The 17,900-nt window shown below is 70.0% G+C and carries 11 protein-coding genes; 5 read left to right on the top strand and 6 right to left on the bottom strand.

Features of this window, described 5'->3' with window-relative positions; genetic code table 11:
* Positions 1 to 603: 603 nt before the first annotated feature.
* The 3 genes from ACZ3YO_RS32620 to ACZ3YO_RS32630 are packed head-to-tail and all read left to right on the top strand — an operon-like array spanning position 604 to position 1,307.
* Positions 604 to 786, top strand: a complete 183-nt coding sequence (locus ACZ3YO_RS32620) for a transposase (RefSeq protein ID WP_465576609.1) — start codon at positions 604 to 606, stop codon at positions 784 to 786.
* A gap of 27 nt (positions 787 to 813) precedes the next feature.
* Positions 814 to 954 carry a hypothetical protein gene (locus ACZ3YO_RS32625; RefSeq protein WP_465576611.1) on the top strand — a complete coding sequence of 47 codons (141 nt, stop codon included), beginning with the start codon at positions 814 to 816 and terminating at the stop codon, positions 952 to 954.
* The gene (locus tag ACZ3YO_RS32630; protein ID WP_465576614.1) at positions 951 to 1,307 is read left to right on the top strand and encodes an IS3 family transposase; all 357 of its coding nucleotides are present in this window, start codon (positions 951 to 953) and stop codon (positions 1,305 to 1,307) included. Before ACZ3YO_RS32625 ends, ACZ3YO_RS32630 begins: the two co-directional genes overlap by 4 nt.
* A gap of 95 nt (positions 1,308 to 1,402) precedes the next feature.
* On the opposite strand, the gene ACZ3YO_RS32635 is transcribed toward ACZ3YO_RS32630, so the two are convergent.
* The 4 genes from ACZ3YO_RS32635 to ACZ3YO_RS32650 form a co-directional block, all read right to left on the bottom strand.
* The gene (locus tag ACZ3YO_RS32635; protein ID WP_465576617.1) at positions 1,403 to 4,450 is read right to left on the bottom strand and encodes a pPIWI_RE module domain-containing protein; all 3,048 of its coding nucleotides are present in this window, start codon (positions 4,448 to 4,450) and stop codon (positions 1,403 to 1,405) included.
* 81 nt (positions 4,451 to 4,531) lie between these two features.
* Entirely contained in the window at positions 4,532 to 8,299 is a 3,768-nt protein-coding gene (locus ACZ3YO_RS32640; RefSeq protein WP_465576620.1) for a pPIWI_RE_Z domain-containing protein, read from the bottom strand.
* Positions 8,292 to 9,560, bottom strand: coding sequence for a pPIWI_RE_Y domain-containing protein (locus ACZ3YO_RS32645; protein ID WP_465576623.1), 1,269 nt, complete (start codon positions 9,558 to 9,560; stop codon positions 8,292 to 8,294). Before ACZ3YO_RS32645 ends, ACZ3YO_RS32640 begins: the two co-directional genes overlap by 8 nt.
* Positions 9,553 to 11,298 carry a PD-(D/E)XK nuclease family protein gene (locus ACZ3YO_RS32650; protein WP_465576625.1) on the bottom strand — a complete coding sequence of 582 codons (1,746 nt, stop codon included), beginning with the start codon at positions 11,296 to 11,298 and terminating at the stop codon, positions 9,553 to 9,555. The genes ACZ3YO_RS32645 and ACZ3YO_RS32650 overlap by 8 nt, the downstream gene beginning before the upstream one ends.
* 207 nt (positions 11,299 to 11,505) lie before the next feature.
* Here ACZ3YO_RS32650 and ACZ3YO_RS32655 point away from each other — a divergent pair, with 207 nt between their 5' ends.
* Positions 11,506 to 12,960: a serine/threonine-protein kinase gene (locus tag ACZ3YO_RS32655; RefSeq protein WP_465576627.1), complete on the top strand. Its 1,455-nt coding sequence runs from the start codon at positions 11,506 to 11,508 to the stop codon at positions 12,958 to 12,960.
* A gap of 28 nt (positions 12,961 to 12,988) precedes the next feature.
* On the opposite strand, the gene ACZ3YO_RS32660 is transcribed toward ACZ3YO_RS32655, so the two are convergent.
* Entirely contained in the window at positions 12,989 to 15,040 is a 2,052-nt protein-coding gene (locus ACZ3YO_RS32660) for an HsdM family class I SAM-dependent methyltransferase (protein WP_465576630.1), read from the bottom strand.
* Between the two features lie 410 nt (positions 15,041 to 15,450).
* On the opposite strand from ACZ3YO_RS32660, the gene ACZ3YO_RS32665 reads away from it, so the two are divergent.
* Positions 15,451 to 15,759, top strand: coding sequence for an SEC-C metal-binding domain-containing protein (locus ACZ3YO_RS32665; RefSeq protein ID WP_465576633.1), 309 nt, complete (start codon positions 15,451 to 15,453; stop codon positions 15,757 to 15,759).
* A 122-nt stretch (positions 15,760 to 15,881) separates the two neighbouring features.
* On the opposite strand, the gene ACZ3YO_RS32670 is transcribed toward ACZ3YO_RS32665, so the two are convergent.
* Positions 15,882 to 17,828, bottom strand: coding sequence for a hypothetical protein (locus tag ACZ3YO_RS32670; RefSeq protein WP_465576636.1), 1,947 nt, complete (start codon positions 17,826 to 17,828; stop codon positions 15,882 to 15,884).
* Positions 17,829 to 17,900 lie beyond the last annotated feature (72 nt).

Here is a 17,900-nt window from a genome sequence, read left to right on the forward strand (position 1 = left end):
CCAACACGGAATTCGTGGCCTGACCTGCGATTTCCGGTGAGCACCCGCACCTGGACTTGATGGCTGTGCCTCGTGCAGTGCGGCGTGGTTTCTGGCAGGTCAACGCTGGCGCCCTGTCACCCTCGGTGGTTGATGTCGCCTACGAAGGCGCGCCCTGGCCGATTCTCGTTACGCTGCGTTGTCGGCGTTGGTACAGCGCCGCTAGGCGTCGGCGTTCCGTACGGGCCCGAGCCCATCCGGAGCCACGCCTCGATCTGGGCAGGCCATTGAACAAGCAGTCGGTGGCGGCTATGACGCCACCATCGCCAGTGAGGGAATGTAGAGGAGTGGGCGAGGCAGACTCCGACGATCAACGATTCGATATTGATATTGCCCAGTCTGAAATGGCTCGCCCGTTGCAGCGCCACGTGAGGTTGTCTACCTTCACTTCTCGCGCCAGAAAACGCGCATCGGCGATCGCCGCCCAGCACTGCACAGTTGTGCTTGTGATCGAGCAGCCTGTGCGACAGTGAAAGCTTCCGCGGCTCGGCCTTCGCCCTGATGGGGGGACACGCTGATACTGGATTGCTTGATCCGGAGGAAGCGAGAACACCGCCGATAGCGATGAAGGACTACTCGGACGAGTTCAGGGCCGATGCCGTGGCCCTGTACGAGTCCACGCTCGGAGCGACGTACAAAGACATTGCCGCTGACCTGGGCATCAACAGGGCAACGCTGCGTGAGTGGGTGCTGCGGGACCGCGAACGCCGCGGCGTCGTCCCCACAGTCCCCAGGTCGGGCGGATAGGCGGCGGCTCTGGCAGGACAGTCGGCCGTGGCCGCCGATCCGACCGAGCGGACCCGGCAGTTGGAGGCCCGTGTGGCCGAGCTCGAGGCCAACGAGCGGAAGCTGGCCACCGAGCGGGACATACTGCGCAGGGCGGCCAAGTATTTCGCCGGCGAGACGAACTGGTGAGCCGCTTCCAGTTCGTCCACGACCACAGGGACGCCTACGAGGTGAAGCGGCTGTGCCAGGTCCTGGACGTCAACCGCTCCAGCTACTACAAGTGGCTCAGCGGTACTGATGCCAGAGCCGTCCGCAGGTACCAGGACGAGGTCCTGGCCGAACGGATCCGCCGGATCCACGCCGATTCCGGCGGCGCCTACGGCTCGCCCAGGGTGACCGCGGAACTGCGCGGGACCGGGACTCGGATCAACCACTACGAAGCCCTACCCGCCCGCTCGGAAGCCGTGATCCATGTCGCGATGATCGGCCTCATGACCCGCTGCCTCACCAGTGAAACCATCCCGACCGGGTGCGGAACCTGAACCCCGTCATCACGGCGAAACGCCCAGTCAGAACACAGGTCTCGTGGATACTGTGTCCTCTATCGTCAGGCACTGCGTAGTTGTCGACCCCCTCGTCAGCCGTGGGCCTTCTCGGCCTCGTCGTCCGGCGTCGTGGATAGTCCGGCCGCGTCGGCGAGGTCTGGGTCCTCCCCGATCTGGTCTCCGGCGGGTGTGTCCGACTCCTCGTTCAAAGTCCGGTCGCCGTCGGCGAGTGTCGGGAGGACGTATGCCTGGGCCAGCCCCGCGAGGTGGAGGGGGAGGGGGAGAGACAGGGCGGCGGCGTAATCCGGGGCCTGGCGGAGCTGGTGCATGGCGAGGGCCAGCGCCTCGGGGTCGTCGGACTTTTCCAGTACGGGGGCCGCGGAGTCGTCGTCCTCGTGGCAGCCCAGTACCGCGATCTCCACCAGCGTCGGGTTCCAGGCGCTGGTGCCCGCCTGCGAGGTGAGGTTGCCTGCCGCGTTGACCCGGGTGGCGAGGCGGTCGAGTGCGGGGGAGATCGCATGGGTTCCGGGGCGTTCGGTGGTGCTGTAGAAGACCCGCTCGCGCGACGAAGCCCCGTCCCCGTACCGCTGTTGGGGATTCTGTGCCCAGAAGCCGGCCGGCTGCCCGTGGGGCTTGCCCGGGTCGGCCAGGCCCCACCACTGGGCGCTCTCGCGACCGCCGCACCCGCGCACGCGTACGAGGCGGAGTTCGTCGTCCAGTCGGCCTGCTGGGGCGTGGCCGGGCTTGATCAGGTCACGTTCGGTCTGGCCGTCTTGGAGCCATGGCCAGTGCAGTCGGCTGTTCTGAGCATGGGTGATCAGTGCGGTTGGTTGCCCTCGAAGGGAGTGCAGCACGCGTTGGAGGAATGCCGCGGTCTCCCTGCGCTGTTGGGCGAGGTTGCTGCGCCACTGCTTGCCGGTGACCCGATGGGCATCGGGGCGTGCGTCATCGTCTGAAGTCTCAGGTTCCGTGAACGCTTCGGGGCTGATCTCCGCCTGTTTCACCAGACCGAGGAGGAACTGAGGGTAGGGCACCCATTCCCCTGCGGTGTCATCCCAGCCGCGTACGGCTGCAAGGCCTTCCCCGGCCGGGAGCGGGGTGACGAGGACGGCCACAGGCATGTGCTTGGGCAAGCGGGTCGGGCCGTCCTTGCGACGTTTCACCATCCACACCGCCGCGTATTGCAGCGAGTCCGGAAGATCGTCACCGAGGGTGTGCTGGGGCAGGACGCGGACACCGAGCTGGCGCAGTCCGTCGAGCCACGAGCTGTACGTGCGGTGGTCGAGGCTTTCCGCATTATCGATCTGCCGATCGGTGGACGGGGTGACGACGAACTGAGTCAGCAGGCCTGCGTCGGCGCACCCGAGGCGGATGGCGAACTTGGGGTCCGTCGACGCCGGGCGGAATGTGCTGCGGTGTGCGACTTCTACGAGGGCGAGTTCGGGGCGGGAGGGGTCCGCGCCGTCCGCGCGGAGCCAGGCGCGCAGGGCACGGCGCCGTTCAGCGACGGCAGTCGCGAGCGCCGCGCCTTTGCCCTTGACTGCCGGGTCGGGCACGAGTCGATCGCCCAGTCCGTCGGCGAGGGGCAGGCAGCGCAGCCGGAGTGTGACCTCCGCCGTCCGCCACTCCAGGACGACCGGTGCTCCGGGTGTGGCCTCGTCGAAGTCCCGGTCCGCGACGTGGGCGGCACTGGCACCGCCGTCGCCGTCGAGGCCCAAGGCCTTGGCGAACTGTTCCACTGCCTCGCCGCGTACCTCGGGCGACTGCCACAGCAGCCGGGCCTCCACCACGGGCGGGCCGGCCTGCTCCGGGCCGTGGGAGGCGATCCGGGCCTGCGCCGCGAGTGCCACGCGCCGTGCCTGGGTCTCGCGCAGCAGCTCGGCCTTCTTGGCCTCGTCGGTCCTGGGCTTGGGCCGCCGGTTCTCCGGCGCGCCGATGCCCTTGCTGCGTCCGCGCGTGAGGTCGGGTACCCGGGCCAGTGTTTCAGGGAGGGCCTGCTCGGCCCATTCGGTGAGCTGGGCCCGCTGGTTGGGCATGAAGCCGGTGCCGATCTCGTGCTTGCCCATTCTGGTGCTGTGCACCACGGCGGCGCGCACGCCGCGGCCCTCGCCGATCCAGGAGACCGGTTCGGTGAGGAGCTGTTCGGGGTCGGGGAAGTTGCCGGCGAGGCTGAGTCCGCGCAGGATGCCGGCGGTGTCGTTCTCCGACCAGACGAAGGTGTCGGCGGCCCGGTCGCGGCGCAGGCGTGCCAGTGCGTAGCGTTCGGTGGCCGGTGCGCCGGGCAGCCAGGGGATGGTGGGTCGCAGGTAGACCGTAGTGGCCTCCCGATAGGGCAGGTTAAGGTGTTTGGTGGTGGTCCGAGGGTGGGTCGCCCAGCGGCGTACACCCCAGTGCAGGTGGAGACGCGGCCTGGGGTCGAACGGCGTGGTGTGCAGGGAGATGTTCAGGAGGACGGAGAACCACCATTCCTTGCGTTTGACGGTCCGACACAGGGGCTGCGACATGAGCTCCGCGCCTTGGTCGCGAGGTCCGCGGGGTAGTGCCCGGAACCGCAGCTCCCCGCCCTCGAACGGGAAGGGGTCGAGGGTCAGGATGCGGCGTGCCAGGGCGTCGGTGGCGAGTTGGAACTGGCGCGGTTCCGGGGCGGCAGTGCCGCCCCGGGTGGTCGGGGTGGTGAGGAGTTCGACGCCTCTGGCGGGCTGCCACTTAGGCAGGTTCTGCTTCAGCTCGGTGCTGCTCGCGAGCAACAGCGAGCGGAACCTGGGATCCTGTGCGGAGTCCTTGGGGCCGAGGGTACGCAGCCAGGCGTCGAGGAGTTGCTGCATGGAACGGCCCGGGAGGGGGTCGGGCGCCGAGGCCGGTACATACATCCAGAAGTCCTCGGCGGCCTGCGGCCCCGGATCCACGGGGATCCGCGGCCGGGGGCGGACGATCACGTCGGGGGCGAGGGTCTGGAGCACACCGTCGAGTCGGCGGGTGGGCAGCGTCGGCTGCCGCTTCTCCTCGTCCCGCCCGTGGTTGTGCAGTTCGAGGAGTCCGGCGTGCCAGTGTTCGGGGAAAGGGAGTGCGTGGAAGTCCTCGGTCCAGGGGGTGCCCTCCTCGGCCAGGTGGTACGCGGATCGGCGGATGTTCTTGTACATGTAGGTTCTCCCTGCGATGTCCGTACGTGGCGGGTGCGGTTGCCCGCTAACAGTGCTGCCCAGGGCGGTGGTTGGCGTGCTTCAGTCGACCGATCGCGGGCCGGGTGATGTCCCCATGGCGCACAGTGCTTCGTACAGCGGGCGGTAGAGCAGCTTGACGAGTGCGGCGTCGGCGGGATCGGTGCGCGCGCCGTACCCGACGGTGCCAGTGTCCGTGTCGGTGTGCGCGAAGTACGGCGCCAGAACGTCCCGTAGCCTGACCAGCAGCCCGGGGTCGCCTGCGCGGCGTGGGCGCCGGTTCTGGCCGGTGAAGGGTGCCTGTGCCTCGGCAAGTCGCGGTGCGAAGGCCGCGTCGACGAACACGACGCGGGCGGGTACGCCACCGCGGACGAGACGCCCGATGACCTGCCAGATGGTGACGAGCTGGTCCCAGACGAAGGACTTCTTCTCGTCATCGGAGAGCGAGGAGTAGATGTAGGGCCGTGACAGTACGTGCCGCCACACGCCGCGCGCGGTGGTCCTGAAAGCACTGCCTGCCGCGTTGAGGTCCCCCGCCTGGTTGACCATGTCGCTGAACGTCCCTTCGCCCGGCAGCTTCAGCTGACCGCGTACGAACCGCGTCGCCCAATCGTTGATGGCGAAGACCGCCAGGGAGAGGTCGTCAGGGCGGGGGTGCGGACGGACCAGGAAGAACACCGTTCCGAACGCCGCCACCTTCTCCTCGCCGGGCCGTTGGGGGGCGGTGAGGATGTTGTGTCCTCGTTCCACGGCGAGGAGGGGCGCCACGAGCAGTTCGGCGTCCGGGTCGTCGGCGAAGGACGCGAGGTCCCCACGCCGGACCGCTCCCGCACCTGATCCCGTGCCCGGCGCCTGGCTCCCCGTCGGCGCCGCCCCGTCGACGGCGGCCTCCAGTTCGGCGTCGTCGGCGACCAGAACGCGTACCCGGCCATGCCAGCGCGGGATCTCGTTCAGGGCTGTGGCGGCCACCTTGGCTTCCGTGTAGCTGCCCACCAGAAGCAGAGCACGCTTGCGGCGCTGGTCGGGGATTCGGGCGAGTTCGCTCTGGAGAGGGGAGGAGTTGCCGTCGCTCCGGGACCGGGCGAGCTGGTCGATCATCAGGCGCAGGACATCCTCGCGCTGGTCGGGGTCCTGGCCGGAGAGCCGGATCGGCTGTCCTGCGGCGTCGTAGAGGAACTCGGTGCGGAACACGGTCTCCCGGATGGCGGCGAGAGCCTTGCGCTGCGGTTTCAGTACGGCACGGACGGGGGCGAGGACATGGGCCCGGGTAGAGGTGCCGGCCCAACTGGTGCCCGACATCAGCAGCACGTGTGGGCCTGCCTTGCCGAGGCCTGGGTCGGCGCCGAGCTGGGGAAGTCCCAGGAGCAGTTCCCGGCCCACGCCCGCGCAACGGAAGAAGCGCAGGGTGCCGGTGCGATGCCCGTCCTTGTCGCGGGCGGCGGCCCGTTCGTCCACCAGGTACTGGAAGCCCAGGACGTTGCCCATGGGCGCTTCGGGCAGAAGTGGCGCGTAGTCGAGGGGCGGGCGGCGGGTCAGCTCGTGGGCCGCGGAGTCCAGCCGTAGCGCTGCCTCCACCTGAGGCCACAGGAATGTCACCCGGTCCAGGCGTTGGTGCAGGGCGGCGAGGACGAGGGTGAACTCCAGCCGCCGTGCGTTGAGTTCCCGCCACTCCGCGGTGAGTGGTACGTCCTCGGGGGCAGGCTTCTTGCCTCGCTCGGCGGGCACGGGGCGCTGTTCCGGGCCCGGCGCTCCGACGAGGAAGGAGTCGAGGAGCGCGCGGACACGGCGCCGTGTCTGTTTCTCGTCGAGGGTGTGCAGGACGTCGTGGGCGAGGGCAGCGAGCTCGTCGGCGGGGGTTCCATAGGGGCCGCGTCCGCCGAGCGGATCGTCGCGGAACGTGTCGAAGAACCCGGTGATCTCCGTGCGTCGCTGCGCCCAGGGAGCGTCGGGGACAGGGGAGTCGCCATCGGCCCCGAGCCCTTCCTCATCCTCGTAGAGTGCGCTCTCGTCCTCGACGTCCCCTTCGCTCGTGCTGTCCGGGCGCCCGGCGGCCTGGCCTCGCGTCAGCGGGTACCAGGCGTGCAGCAGCTTCTCCTGGAGCGTCCACGCACTGAAGTAGTCGATCTGCGCCCAGTCCCGCATCGCTCCATCGTCGATGAGCATGGCGTACAGCCGGTCCGCGGCGGAACCAACGACGTCCAGGGCGGCGGACCACCGTTCCACGTCCTGGTCAGAGAGCTGCAGCCGTCCCTGCCGGGCGAGTTCGGCGATCTCGTGGGTCTGCAACTGGTCGAGCCAGGAGTCGGAGACACCAGTGGTGACGAGGGTGGCCGACGGGGCGAACATCTGGTCGAGCTGCATCTGTACGCGGTCGGCCTCGTCGACGACGACGATGTCGCTGCGCAGGCAGGCCAGCTCCAGATAGCGCAGGCGCTCGGCGTTGAGCTGACGCGGAACCGCGGTCTGGACGAGACTGGCCGGGTTGGCCACCCAGATCAGCGCGTCCACGAGGTCACGCGCGGCGGAGTGTCGGGGGCAGACGCTCCACAGCGGGCAGGCGTGCGGGGTGCCCAGGCCCTCTTCGTCGGCCTCGGTGTCGTCCGTGGCGCCCTCCCTGTCGACGGAGCCTCGGGCTCGTTCGAGCTCGCGTACCGCCCGCTCGGCCGCGGGCTCCTCGGCGGTCTCCTGGCGCCGAGCGGGGTGAAGGGCACCGCACGGCGCGTCGGTGTAGCGCAGCGGCTCGGACGTGTCGAGTGCGCGCAGGGCGTCCAGCGGGCAGGCGGTGCTGAGGTGGGCGAAGACGGGTCCGGTGTGAGCCAGCAGGGAGTGTTCTCCCCGTGCGGCGAGTCTGCGGTGCAGCCGCTGGGTGTGCTGGGGCCGCGTCGTGCCCCCCTGCACCAGGGCTGCGCTCAGGCCGAGCGTGCGGAACAGCTCGGTCAGTGTCAGCTGTTCGGCCACATCGCCGACGATGAGAGTGATGCGCAGGCCGTTGTGGTACGCCCAGATGGCGAGCAGGGTCATCAAGGTCGACTTGCCGGCGCCGACCATACCGACGAGGTGGGTGAGACGATCGAGCGGTAGCGCGGACGCCGATTCGAAGGCTGTCCCGTCCGGGGTACGGGTGTCGAGGTCGAGCTGGGCGAGACGCTGCTCCCAGTTCCCCGCCTTGAGCCCCCGCCGCTGCTCCTCCGCGTCCATCCACCGTGCGATGTAGGCCAGTTCGTCGAGTGGCACGTCGAGGGGGCCTGCGGTGGCCGGGCGTTCGGCGGTGAGGGGGTGGCCGGGGAAGGGGTCACGCACGAGATCGGCGGGGACCGTGACGGAAGTGCGCCGGTGGCGGCGATCCATAAAGCGGTGTTCGCCCGCCTCCGCCGGGGGAAGCACCTTCGTGGCGAAGCCGGGGAGGTTCGCGAGCGCGTCGTCGTAGGTGGTGAAGCGGTCGGCCGCCACCTTGAGGGGGACCCGATGGGCGGGCTCCCCGGCCGCTGGGACGCGGTACGCGCGCAGCCGTTCGGGCAGTTCCAGGTAGGCGTCCAGGCTCTGCTGCCACATCCGGCCGCGGCGCATCGGCCAGAGCAGGTGCCGGGCCGCGGCCAGCGCGACCTGTTCGGTGGTGCCAATGGGGAGCTTCGAGGCCCGCGCGAAGGCGAGGCCGTAGCCGCCGAGGAGCGTCCACGCCCCGTCGGCAGCGTGACCGGGCGCCACGGTCTCCATCAGCCGCAGAGCGAGCTCGACCTGGCAGAGCAGAGCGGGCCGGGTCCCGGCGTGTTCTTCGGGCCAAGGCCTCAGTGCGGCGACGACCGGCTGGTACCAGCTGCTGCGGTCACGCATGGTCTGCTCCCTTCTTCCCGGCGCCGTCGGTTGCCGCCGTTTGACTTTCGGACCGGGACGACGCCGTGCGGGCCCCGTCGTGCTCCCTTGCCGGAGGCACGGTGTGCAGGGGCGCGATGGACGCGTCCGGCCCGCGTTCGCCGGACAGCCGCAGCCGCGCGGTCCGTTTCAGCTGGTCGTCCGTCAGCAGCCGCAGACCGCACGCCCCCGGGCCCCGCTCCCTGGCATACATGGCCAGGTAGTCGCGGCGGGCACCCACCCGGAATGCGGGCACCACCCAACAGGCTTCGTCGTACGGGGGCTCGGGGCGGACGGCCGTAGCGGCGCGTCCGAGGAAGGCGGGGTGTGCCCAGTCCTTGACGTCGACGGCCCACACGTGACCGTCGGGGAAGGTGATGCGAAGGTCGTACGCGTCGAAGCCGGGCCACATCTCGATGGTGAGGCCCAAGGCGCGTAGCTCGTTCTCCAGGGAGACCTCGGCGCGTCCGGGCCCGGTGACGAACTGCCTCAGAGGTTTCCGCAGTTGACGCAGCTCGCCCACCTCCGACGCGACGAGTTCCCGGCCGTGCGGCGGGGGACCTTGGTGCCGACACTGGTCGCGCTCGCACCACCACTCGGTGTCGGACACCGGATGGAGCAGGGTCAGGCAGCGGTGACAGCACAGGTACGCGCCGGCCCGGCGGAACCCGAGGGGGACGGGGGCGTAGATCTCCTCGATGAGGAAGCGCACGGGATCGAGGAAGAGGTCAGTGCTCACCTCGGCCCAGTCCGCTTCGGTGAGGACGGGCCGATTCACCAGGAGGCGCCGGAAGGCTGTGTACGACTCGGGTGACGACACGGCCCGGCAGGCGCGCAGCGCCTCATGGATCACCAGGCGGTCGTACTGCCGTCCGGTGCTGTCCCCATATCCCCGCACGCCGAGCTCGTGGCAGAGCTGCGTGGGCTCTCCGGAATCCTCGTCGATCAGCCGGTCCGCGGTGTCGAACAGGTCGGTGGGCAGTCGGTCCAGGGGCCAGCTGCCCAAGGGGCGGGCGCGGGCCCAGCGCATCATCTCGGGCACCCCGGACGGGGGCTTGGCGCCGTTGCGCAGGCACTGGAGTACCAGGGCATCCAGGGCCCGCTGCGCGCCGGCCGGGTAAGGCAGAGTGAAGGAGTCGAGGCGATCGACGGCCGCCAGGTGCAGTACGGCGGTGGCCACGTCCCGCAGGAGGACGACATCGGGGTTGGACAGCCAGTCCGGTACGAGCTGTTGGTCAGGCATGGGGCGTGGCGTCTCCTCGCGGCGAGGTCTGCGTGTCGGGGCTCGGCGGGCGCGGATGGTCGGTGACGAAGGCGCTGCCGGGCCGACACCACGTCCGGGCCTGACAGCCGTGGCAGTGGCGTCCGGTCCTCGGTTCGTAGGTGGTGTCGTCCAGGAGTGGCTGGGCGAGTTCGGCGATGACGGCCCGGGCTTCGTCGACGATCTCGGCGCGGCCGGGGTCGATGGGTTCGAGTCGACTCTCCCCACGGACCTCACGCAGATGCTCCAGTTCGACCCAGGTGCGGCGTGGGTCGTCGCCGAGCGCGCCCGAGTGGAACAGCAGGACACCGAGGGCGAGTTGGGGATAGGTGCGGAGCAGGGAATCGCGTTCCCACAGCGGCCGGGCCGACGTCTTGGTCTCGCGCCAGATCCAACGGCCGCGGTGGGTGTACACCAGGTCGGGTACAGCGAGGACGACGATGTCGAGTTCTGGCACGTAGGCCGTGACCCGATGCTGTACGAACACCTGCTCGTCGGCGTCAAGTCCGTTGAGGGGACACAGCAGCCGATGTTCCGCGAGCATCCCGGCAGCCTCGTGTGCGGAGGTGTCGTCGAGTCCGGCCCTGGCCCGTACCGCCGTCGGCTCGGGGATCTCGCGGTCCCGGCAGCCGCGCACCGGGCGTTCGGCGTGCTCTGCGTCGAGCCAGGCGTCGACGGCTCTGCCGCGCCGCGCCCCCCGGTCCTCGGCCGAGAGGTCATTGAGGTGCAGTCGTCGCACCAGGTGGTACTGGGCGGGGCACTCGGCGTACAGCCGCAGGTCCCAGACGGAGACGGAGCGGCGTTCGCGTGCGAGAGCCGGAGGGCGCCCGCCCCACAGCCGCGGGGTGCGCTTCAGATCCGTACAGCCGGCGATGGCCTTGCAGTCGACACAGCTCTCCCCGGGCCGCACGCCGGGTTCGGTGGCAGCCGTGACGAAGGCAGGCGCAGCGTCGGTCCTGAACCGCTGTCTCGCCTCGTCGGGGCCTTCGGAGAGCAGCTCCTCCACGGACCCGTCGGCGCACCCGACGTCGAAGACACGGACCAATTCGGGCAGGCAGGTGCTCTCGGTCGCGGTGGGCGGGGGCTGGGCGCGTTGTTTGCGGCGAGGCGTGGGTGCGCCGAAGGCCATCACCTGTGCCACAGCGCCGAGTTCCGCATCGGGACGGTCGGTCTTGGCTCGGCCGATGGAAGGCAGCCACAGGTCGCGCACCCTTCCGTCGGAGGAGGCGTACATGCGGCCCCAGAGGGTGTGCTCGTACTGCCGGGCGCCACGCGCATCGGGAGCGTCCGTGCGGTAAGTGCGCCACGTCCATGGCGGCTTCACCGGCTTGGTCGGAGGCAGCCCGGCCTCGACGGCGGCTGCCTGTTCGCGGATTCGGGCGGCCACGTAGCGCTCCAAGGCGTGGGCGGTCCAGGCCAGGTGGGCGGGGTGGACTGGGGCGCCCCATCCCCGGAAGGGACCGCGGGTGCCCCGGAGTTCCTCGCGCACCCGCTCCACGGACCACCCGTCGTGTTCCAGTAGGTCGAGGGCGGTGAAGAGCGGGCCGAACCCGAACCCCTCGCGGGGTGGCCGCCGGAACGGCACGGCCGGATCGGCGACGAGCAGGGGCCGCATCGCAGTGCGTCGGTGGGTGGGACAGGCCGCGTCGTCGGGTCGGGCCATCCGGGGGCTCGCCCTGATCAACCAGTCGTGGCCGATGACGCCGGGTGGGTTCTGCATGGTGACCCCCGTGGCAGGCGGTGTGGGCAGGAGGGGTGCCCAGAGCAACGGGAGTCCGGGGACATCCGGGCACCACTCGAGCATGGCACAAGATTGTGAACTGAGTCCATGGACGGCTCGCGTCTAGAGTCTTTCACGCTACGCTGGTGCGTCATATGCGCAGTGCGAAGGGGCACGGTGGTGGACGCGGATACGTACAAGCCCGGCGTGGGCGATCTGGTCGACGGGCGCTACGAGTTGAAGGACTCTCTGGGCAAGGGAGGAATGGCCCAGGTCTGGCGGGCCCGAGAGGTGTCCGGGGGGCGGGAGGTGGCAGTGAAATTCCTGCGCCACGACGCCGAGGCTCTGTACTGCCTCGACCCGTATGAGCGTGAGGCCGAACTCGTTGTCAGGAACGCCCGGTTCCGGCGCGAGGCCAACCTCCTAGGCACGCTCGACCACCCGGGCATCACCGAACTGTATGGGAGCGGATCGCACCGGGGTGTCCCCTACATCGCCATGCGCCTGGTGACCGGAGTGAGTGTGCGAACCTTCCTCGACGAGCACAGCCCGCTCCCTCTGGCCACGGCGGTCGCCGTCGCGATTCAGGTGGCAGGGGCATTGGCCTGCGCACACACGCTCCCGGTCGTGCACCGAGACCTCAAGCCCGCGAACATCATTATCGATGAAGAGGGGTGGGCCGTCCTCATCGACTTTGGCATCGCCAAGCCGTTGCACGCTGACGCCACCCGTTACACGGCACACGGTTCGACACTTGGCACCCGCGGCTATCTGGCACCGGAGCAACTCCTGGAACGCGAGCCCACCACGCGAACGGATGTCTACTGCTTCGGCTGCATCTTCTACGAACTCCTCACCGGGCGGCCCCCGTTCCCGCTCGGCGCGGAGTCCGGCCTGACCGACAAACACCTCCACGAGGAGCCGCTGCCACCCAGCACGTACGCCGCGGGCATCCCGGAGCCGATCGACGATCTGGTGCTGCGCATGCTCGCCAAGAAGCCCGAGCAGCGCCCGGCCGTTGACGAGGTCCTGGAAGTCCTCGACCCGTTCGCCCCGGGGGTTGGCGATCCCGAGCCCCGGCCCCGCACCCACCCCGACCCCACCGCCCCCATGCGTCGGCCGCAGGACCGGGCTGCTCGTCCGCGCCCGGTCGCTCTCACGCTGCCTGTCGCGTCCGCACCAGCAGATGAGTGGCTGGACGCCCGCGTCGTGGAACAGCTCTGCGCGCAGGCCGAATCGGAGATCGCGACTGGCGAGCCGGGCGACGCGATCGACCGGCTGCACGGTCTGACAGAACGGGTCCGCGAGGAGTGGGGTGAGCGGCGGCCTCTGGTGCGTCGCGTGTGGCAGGGGGCTGCGGACGGATTCCGCCTCTCCGGCAATTTCGGCGCTGCGGCTCGCCTCTACCAGGCCGTCGACGACGGTCTCATTCATGGGGACGGCCCGGCCGAGCGGGCCGATCGCGCGCTGATTCGGCTGCGCATGGCTGAGTGTCGACTCGCCTTCGGGGAACTGGAGGCGGTCATCGCGGCGGTCGACACGGCGGGCCGCACCGCCGCTGGCCTGCCCCCGGAACTCGCAGCTCGTGTCGAGGCCGTACGCCGCGCGGTCGACGCTCAGCTCACGGACCGCCTGGCCGAGCCCAGGCGAAGGGAGGCGTGACGCCGACTGGTGTGGGCGAGCCGATGTGCTACGCCTGGTTGGCCAGCCGTCCCGCCGCCAGCTCGTCGCCGAGGTCGCGGACGAGGCTCGTGCCGAGGTCGGCTGCGCGACGCAAGAGCCGTTCGAAGGCGGTGAGTTCGCGGAACGCCTCTCCGTAGCGCCGCTGTTCTCCGAGGGGGATCTGGCGGATCTGGAGACGGCGGACGTCGATGCGGGAGGAGCTCGTGGTGTGGGTGCCGGCCTGCCGGGCATTGGCGGGAGCCCGCAGCGAACCGGCGAGGAACCAGGCGTCGAGCTGTTCGGGCTGTACTTGCACGGCATGCAGTTGGGGGCCGAGGGCGGTCGGCGGCCCCTCGTGGACCCAGGCGGAGAAGGCACGGGCGACGCCCACCACCACGATGTCCCCGGGTTCGGCGATGACGGCCTCGCCGGCCGCCGCGGTGCCGGGAGCGAGCCAGCTGCGGGGTTCGCCGTCCACCAGAAGATCGGGGACGGTGAGGAGGGGGATGCCGCCGTCGGATGGCGGGCCGGCGTGGATCGATTCCTCCGGCGGCTGCTGGCCGCCGCGCAGGGTGAGCGCCCCGGCCCGGGCGAGCTCGGCGACTGTGGTTGCCGTCGGTGTGTCCGCCTCGGCCGTGGCGAGGTCGAGCGCCGCGAGCAGCCTGGCCGACTTGTTCAAGTTCGCGGTGAGCCCGGTGAACTCCCGCCAGGATTCGGCCAGTCGGAGTGCCGTGTCTGCCGGGGGCGGGGCAATGTGGCGTCCCGGGGTGAGGTCGACCTCGTCGTTGAGGAGTTCGATGACGGGCACCTGTCGTACGTAGGCAGGGGCCTGTGGGGAGTCTGCCTCTTCGACGGCCTCGCGCACGAAAGCGCTGATCGCCGCCCAGTCGGGGGTCCACTTCTCCTCCGGGTCCCGGGGGAAGCGCGAGGCCGCGTCGGCGACCAGCAGCCGATCGCCCACCGGTGTGCCTTCCCCGTGGGCGGGCATCCGCAGCACCCACAGGTGCAGGGAGACGCTGTGCGGTGCGGCGCAGCCCGGCGGCAACGCGACGACGGCCCGCAGTTGCCCGGTGCGTAGCAGCGAGCCGCGGATGCGGCGGCCGGCCTTCCTGGCCGCGACGGCGGGCGGCAGCAGCAGTACCGCGGCGCCGCCAGGCCGCAGCTGGGCCAGGCAGTGCTGGACCCAGGCGAGTTCGGGCTCGGTGCGCGGGGGAAGGCCGTGGCTCCAGCGGGCGTCGGTGGCCAACTCCTCGTATCCCCAGTCCCGTTCGTTGAAGGGCGGGTTGCACAGGACAATGTCAGCGGGGGTGCCGGAGAACGGGTCGTCGCGTAGGGAGTCAGCAGCCCGTACGGAGACCTGCGCCCACTCCTTCTCCCTATGGCCGTCGATCTCGGCGAGGGCCATGCGGGAGTCCGCCAGCGAAGCGAGGACGGCGTCCCGGTCACTGCCGAGCAGGGTGAGTGCCTCGGCGCCGGATGCCCTCGCGGCGTCGGCCGCGGCTAGGAGGAGATGCCCGGGGCCGCAAGCAGGGTCCATGGCCGTGGTGCCACCGGAGCCGCCTGGGCTGTCGCCCGCCAGGCCGTTGGCCGCCCTGAGGGCGAGTTGCGCCATGAGGGATGCCAGCGGTTCCGGGGTCGTGGCGATCTGGCGCACATGGACGTCGAGCCAGCGGCGCAGCAGAAACGCGAACGTTTCCGCGCCTCCCTCACGCTGGCCGAGATCCACGGCCCGTTCGATCAGCTCCCGTGTGTCGGCACGGATCTCTTCGCCTGCGTCGCTCACCCGCCCGGAGAGGAGCCGTCCTACCTCGGCGATCGCGGCCCCGGTCTCGTCCCGCCCGCTGAGTGCCTCGAAACCGGGCCAGAGCCATTCCCTCTCGGCGGACTTCTTCAACTTCTTGTTGTCGCGCAGCCAGTCCTCGATGTCGGTCAAGGAGAACTGCGGGTTGGTGTCGGTGCCGGCGATCCGCTCGGGGAAGGACGGATGCCGCCGCCGCCAGTTGCTCACCGCGGCTCGTCCCACACCCGCAAGGCGGGCGATTTCGGCCAAGGTCACCGGTACGGCGCGCGACGTGGACATCTTCACTCCCAGGGCATTTCTGGTGGGGGGAGGGCTTTCCCCTCAGTCATGGGTGTGTGATCAAGCCACCCTTCCGAACTGCATCGGTCAGCGTACATGACCATTGACTTTGTTCACAGATGCATCGTGGCGGGCTTGGGGGCGTACGTCGCGTTCTGGTCGGCCAGGCGCGCGGGTCAGCGCGACGGCTGGCCGTGCCGCCCCGGCGTTGCCCCCGTCCGCCCGGGTCGGCTGTTCCGCCCCGATGTTGCCCATGCCCGCACGGGCCGGGCTTCGGGTCCCATCGGGTGGGTGAAGGGTCGCAGCGGGTCCACTTCGGCCCACGGGACGATGATCCCGGCGCGACGGTCACCGGCGCGGCCGTCATGGCGGGCGCCGGATACGCCCGCCACGTCTTCCGCCTGAGCGGGATGAAGACCTTCCAGGGCTCGTCGTACGCCACCATAGCGGCGGCGTTCCTCACCGCCGACGGGCTGGGTAAGGCAGCGGAGACCTTCCCCGATGAATCCGGTCGAGCGGCGGCCCAATGGCTGCTGGAACAAGGCAACCACTTGCCTTCGGCACTTGCTCGCTGGCGGGCGCGCGGCAGCGAACAGACGACTGGCCGTACAGCTCCCAAGGCCAAACCCGAGGGGCCTGGTCGTTCGGTCCCGAAGAACGCCGCATGTCCCTGCGGTTCTGGCCGGAAGGCCAGCCGTTGTCATCCAGCGGGGCTGTGAGGCGCTGAGAACGCCGGTCTGCGGCACGCAGGCCAGGCCCGCGATAGCCAATGCTGACCGGCGTGCTCCGACCGGCTCGGTGCCGCCGTACGGTCAGCTGGCTTCGGGGCCGCCCGGAGCTGTCACCGGATGGCGGGCGGCGTCGGCCACGTTGTTCCCTCCACCGCGGCCGTGAGGATGTCGCCGAGGCGGAGCCAGGCGTTGGGGCCGGAGGGACTGATCGGGCTGTCGGCGAGCCGTTGCCAGGCATGGTCGTCGTCGCCGAGCGTGCCGACGACCAGGGCGACCACGGTGGGGTGGATGCTGTCGTAGTGGTTCCCCCTCGCTTTGAGTGCGGTCCAGGCCGGCATCGCGAGGACGGTTTCGTTGCTGCAGTCGGGCAGAGCGAGAACGTGCCGGGCCCAGGCTTCGCGGTTGGCGGGATTACCGCCCAGCCTGCTCCGAAGCTCGTGAGTCAGAGTGTGGACCGCCTGCTGCGGGTTTGTGTGGCGAGCGAGGACTTCGGGGAAGGAACGGTTGTAGCCGTAGCCGCTGTGCGCGAACGACAGAAGTGCCTTCTCGATGAGTTCGTCGTTGCCGGCATGCCGGTCGAGGTACTCGTCGAGGACGTCCGCCGTTACGGCGGAGAGGGCGCGGGGCGTCACCTGTGCGGGATCGCCGAGTGCCGTGCATCGCGTGGCGGGTGTCTGGGGGATCGGGTCGGCGACGATCCGGCTGATTTCGGCGATCAGTTCGTTGAACTGCCGGTGGTCCTCCTGCGCCTTGTAGTCGTAGGACCTGGTACGGGCCTGGCCGTGGCGGGCTTCCCGGATCATCGACTGGACCGTCTTCTTGACGGCAGGTGTCACCTTAGGCAGGTGAAGCAGCATGGCGTGGACCCAGCGGAGGTCGGCTGCCCGGCTGGTGCCGAGGTAGTCTTTCGGCTGCCAGGTGTGGAGCGCCTGTGCGGCCACATCGGCGAAGCGCTGTCCCAGTTCGGCGAGTTCCTCCGTGGGGGTGAGCCAGGTGTAGGGATCGCCGTATGAGGGCTTGGCCTCGGCAGGGTTGAGGACCAGGTGCCAGCGCCCCTCAACGGCGTTGGAAGCCCAGAAGACGGCGGCGAGCACGCCCCACCTGGCCCGGCGGCCGCCGCCGTCTCCAAGGTAGTACTCGATGTCTTTGCGGTCCTCCTCACCGAGGGTGGCGAGTTCGGCGGCGAAGCGCTCCCGTGCCTCCTCCGGTGAGGACCCGTCCTGGAGGGCGTGGCATACCCGGGCCGCCAGTCTGGCCTGAGTGAAGCGGTCCAGATCCTCCAGGGCGATCTGCTTGAGCAGGCCGGGCTCGACCATCCACGGCAGGCTGCCGAGCAGCTGGTCCGTGATGACGCGGTGGGCGTCGGTTCCTTCGGCGCGGACGATGAGCTGGGGGTGCCGGTCGGGGTGGCGCTTGAGGACCGCCGACCACATGGTCCCCCAGGCGGCGGACGCCTGCTTGAACCGCTCCCACCAGGCGTCGGAGCTCTCGTTGTCGCGCTCGCTGTCGTCAGGTGCGTCGGGCAGTAGAGAGACCGCAGTGTCGAACACGTCGTCGTGGAGGCGTTCCGTCCGCAGCACCAGCTGGGCGGGTGTCGGTTCCTTCAGCAGGGTCGGCGTGATGAACGGGCGCTCAGGCATCCGCCGGCGCAGCTCCGCTGCGACGGCCCCGCACAGAATCGGTGGCCGACGGGCGGTGCCAAGAGAACCGAGCTGGCCGGCCGTGCACCGTTGGAGTGCGTCGTCTCGAAGGGCATCCCCGCACTCGGGATGGGCAAGCGCGAGAGCCACCAGCTCGATCGCCGTCCCGACCATGTATTCGGGCTCCGACTCCGCCTTCCGCAGGCCGTTCGTCACTGCCGCTTCCAGGAGCCAGTCAGGCGCCTCGTCCCGAAACGGCTTCGTGAGCAGTGCTTCCAGCAGGCGCGTGTACTGCCGGTCGTCTGCCAGCGCGCGGGCTTGTTCGGCAGCCATCCGGGCCGCGGCCGACCCGGCGTCGGCGTCGGCCGCAACAGCGACCAGGAACTCCACGGGCAGCCGTGAGCCGTTGGTGGCCATGCCGCACATCCCTCCCCAGACACGAACGATCAGGCCCATCCTGCTCCATGCCTCGGACAATCAAGTCGACAG

Source organism: Kitasatospora sp. NPDC022785 (assembly GCF_055561295.1).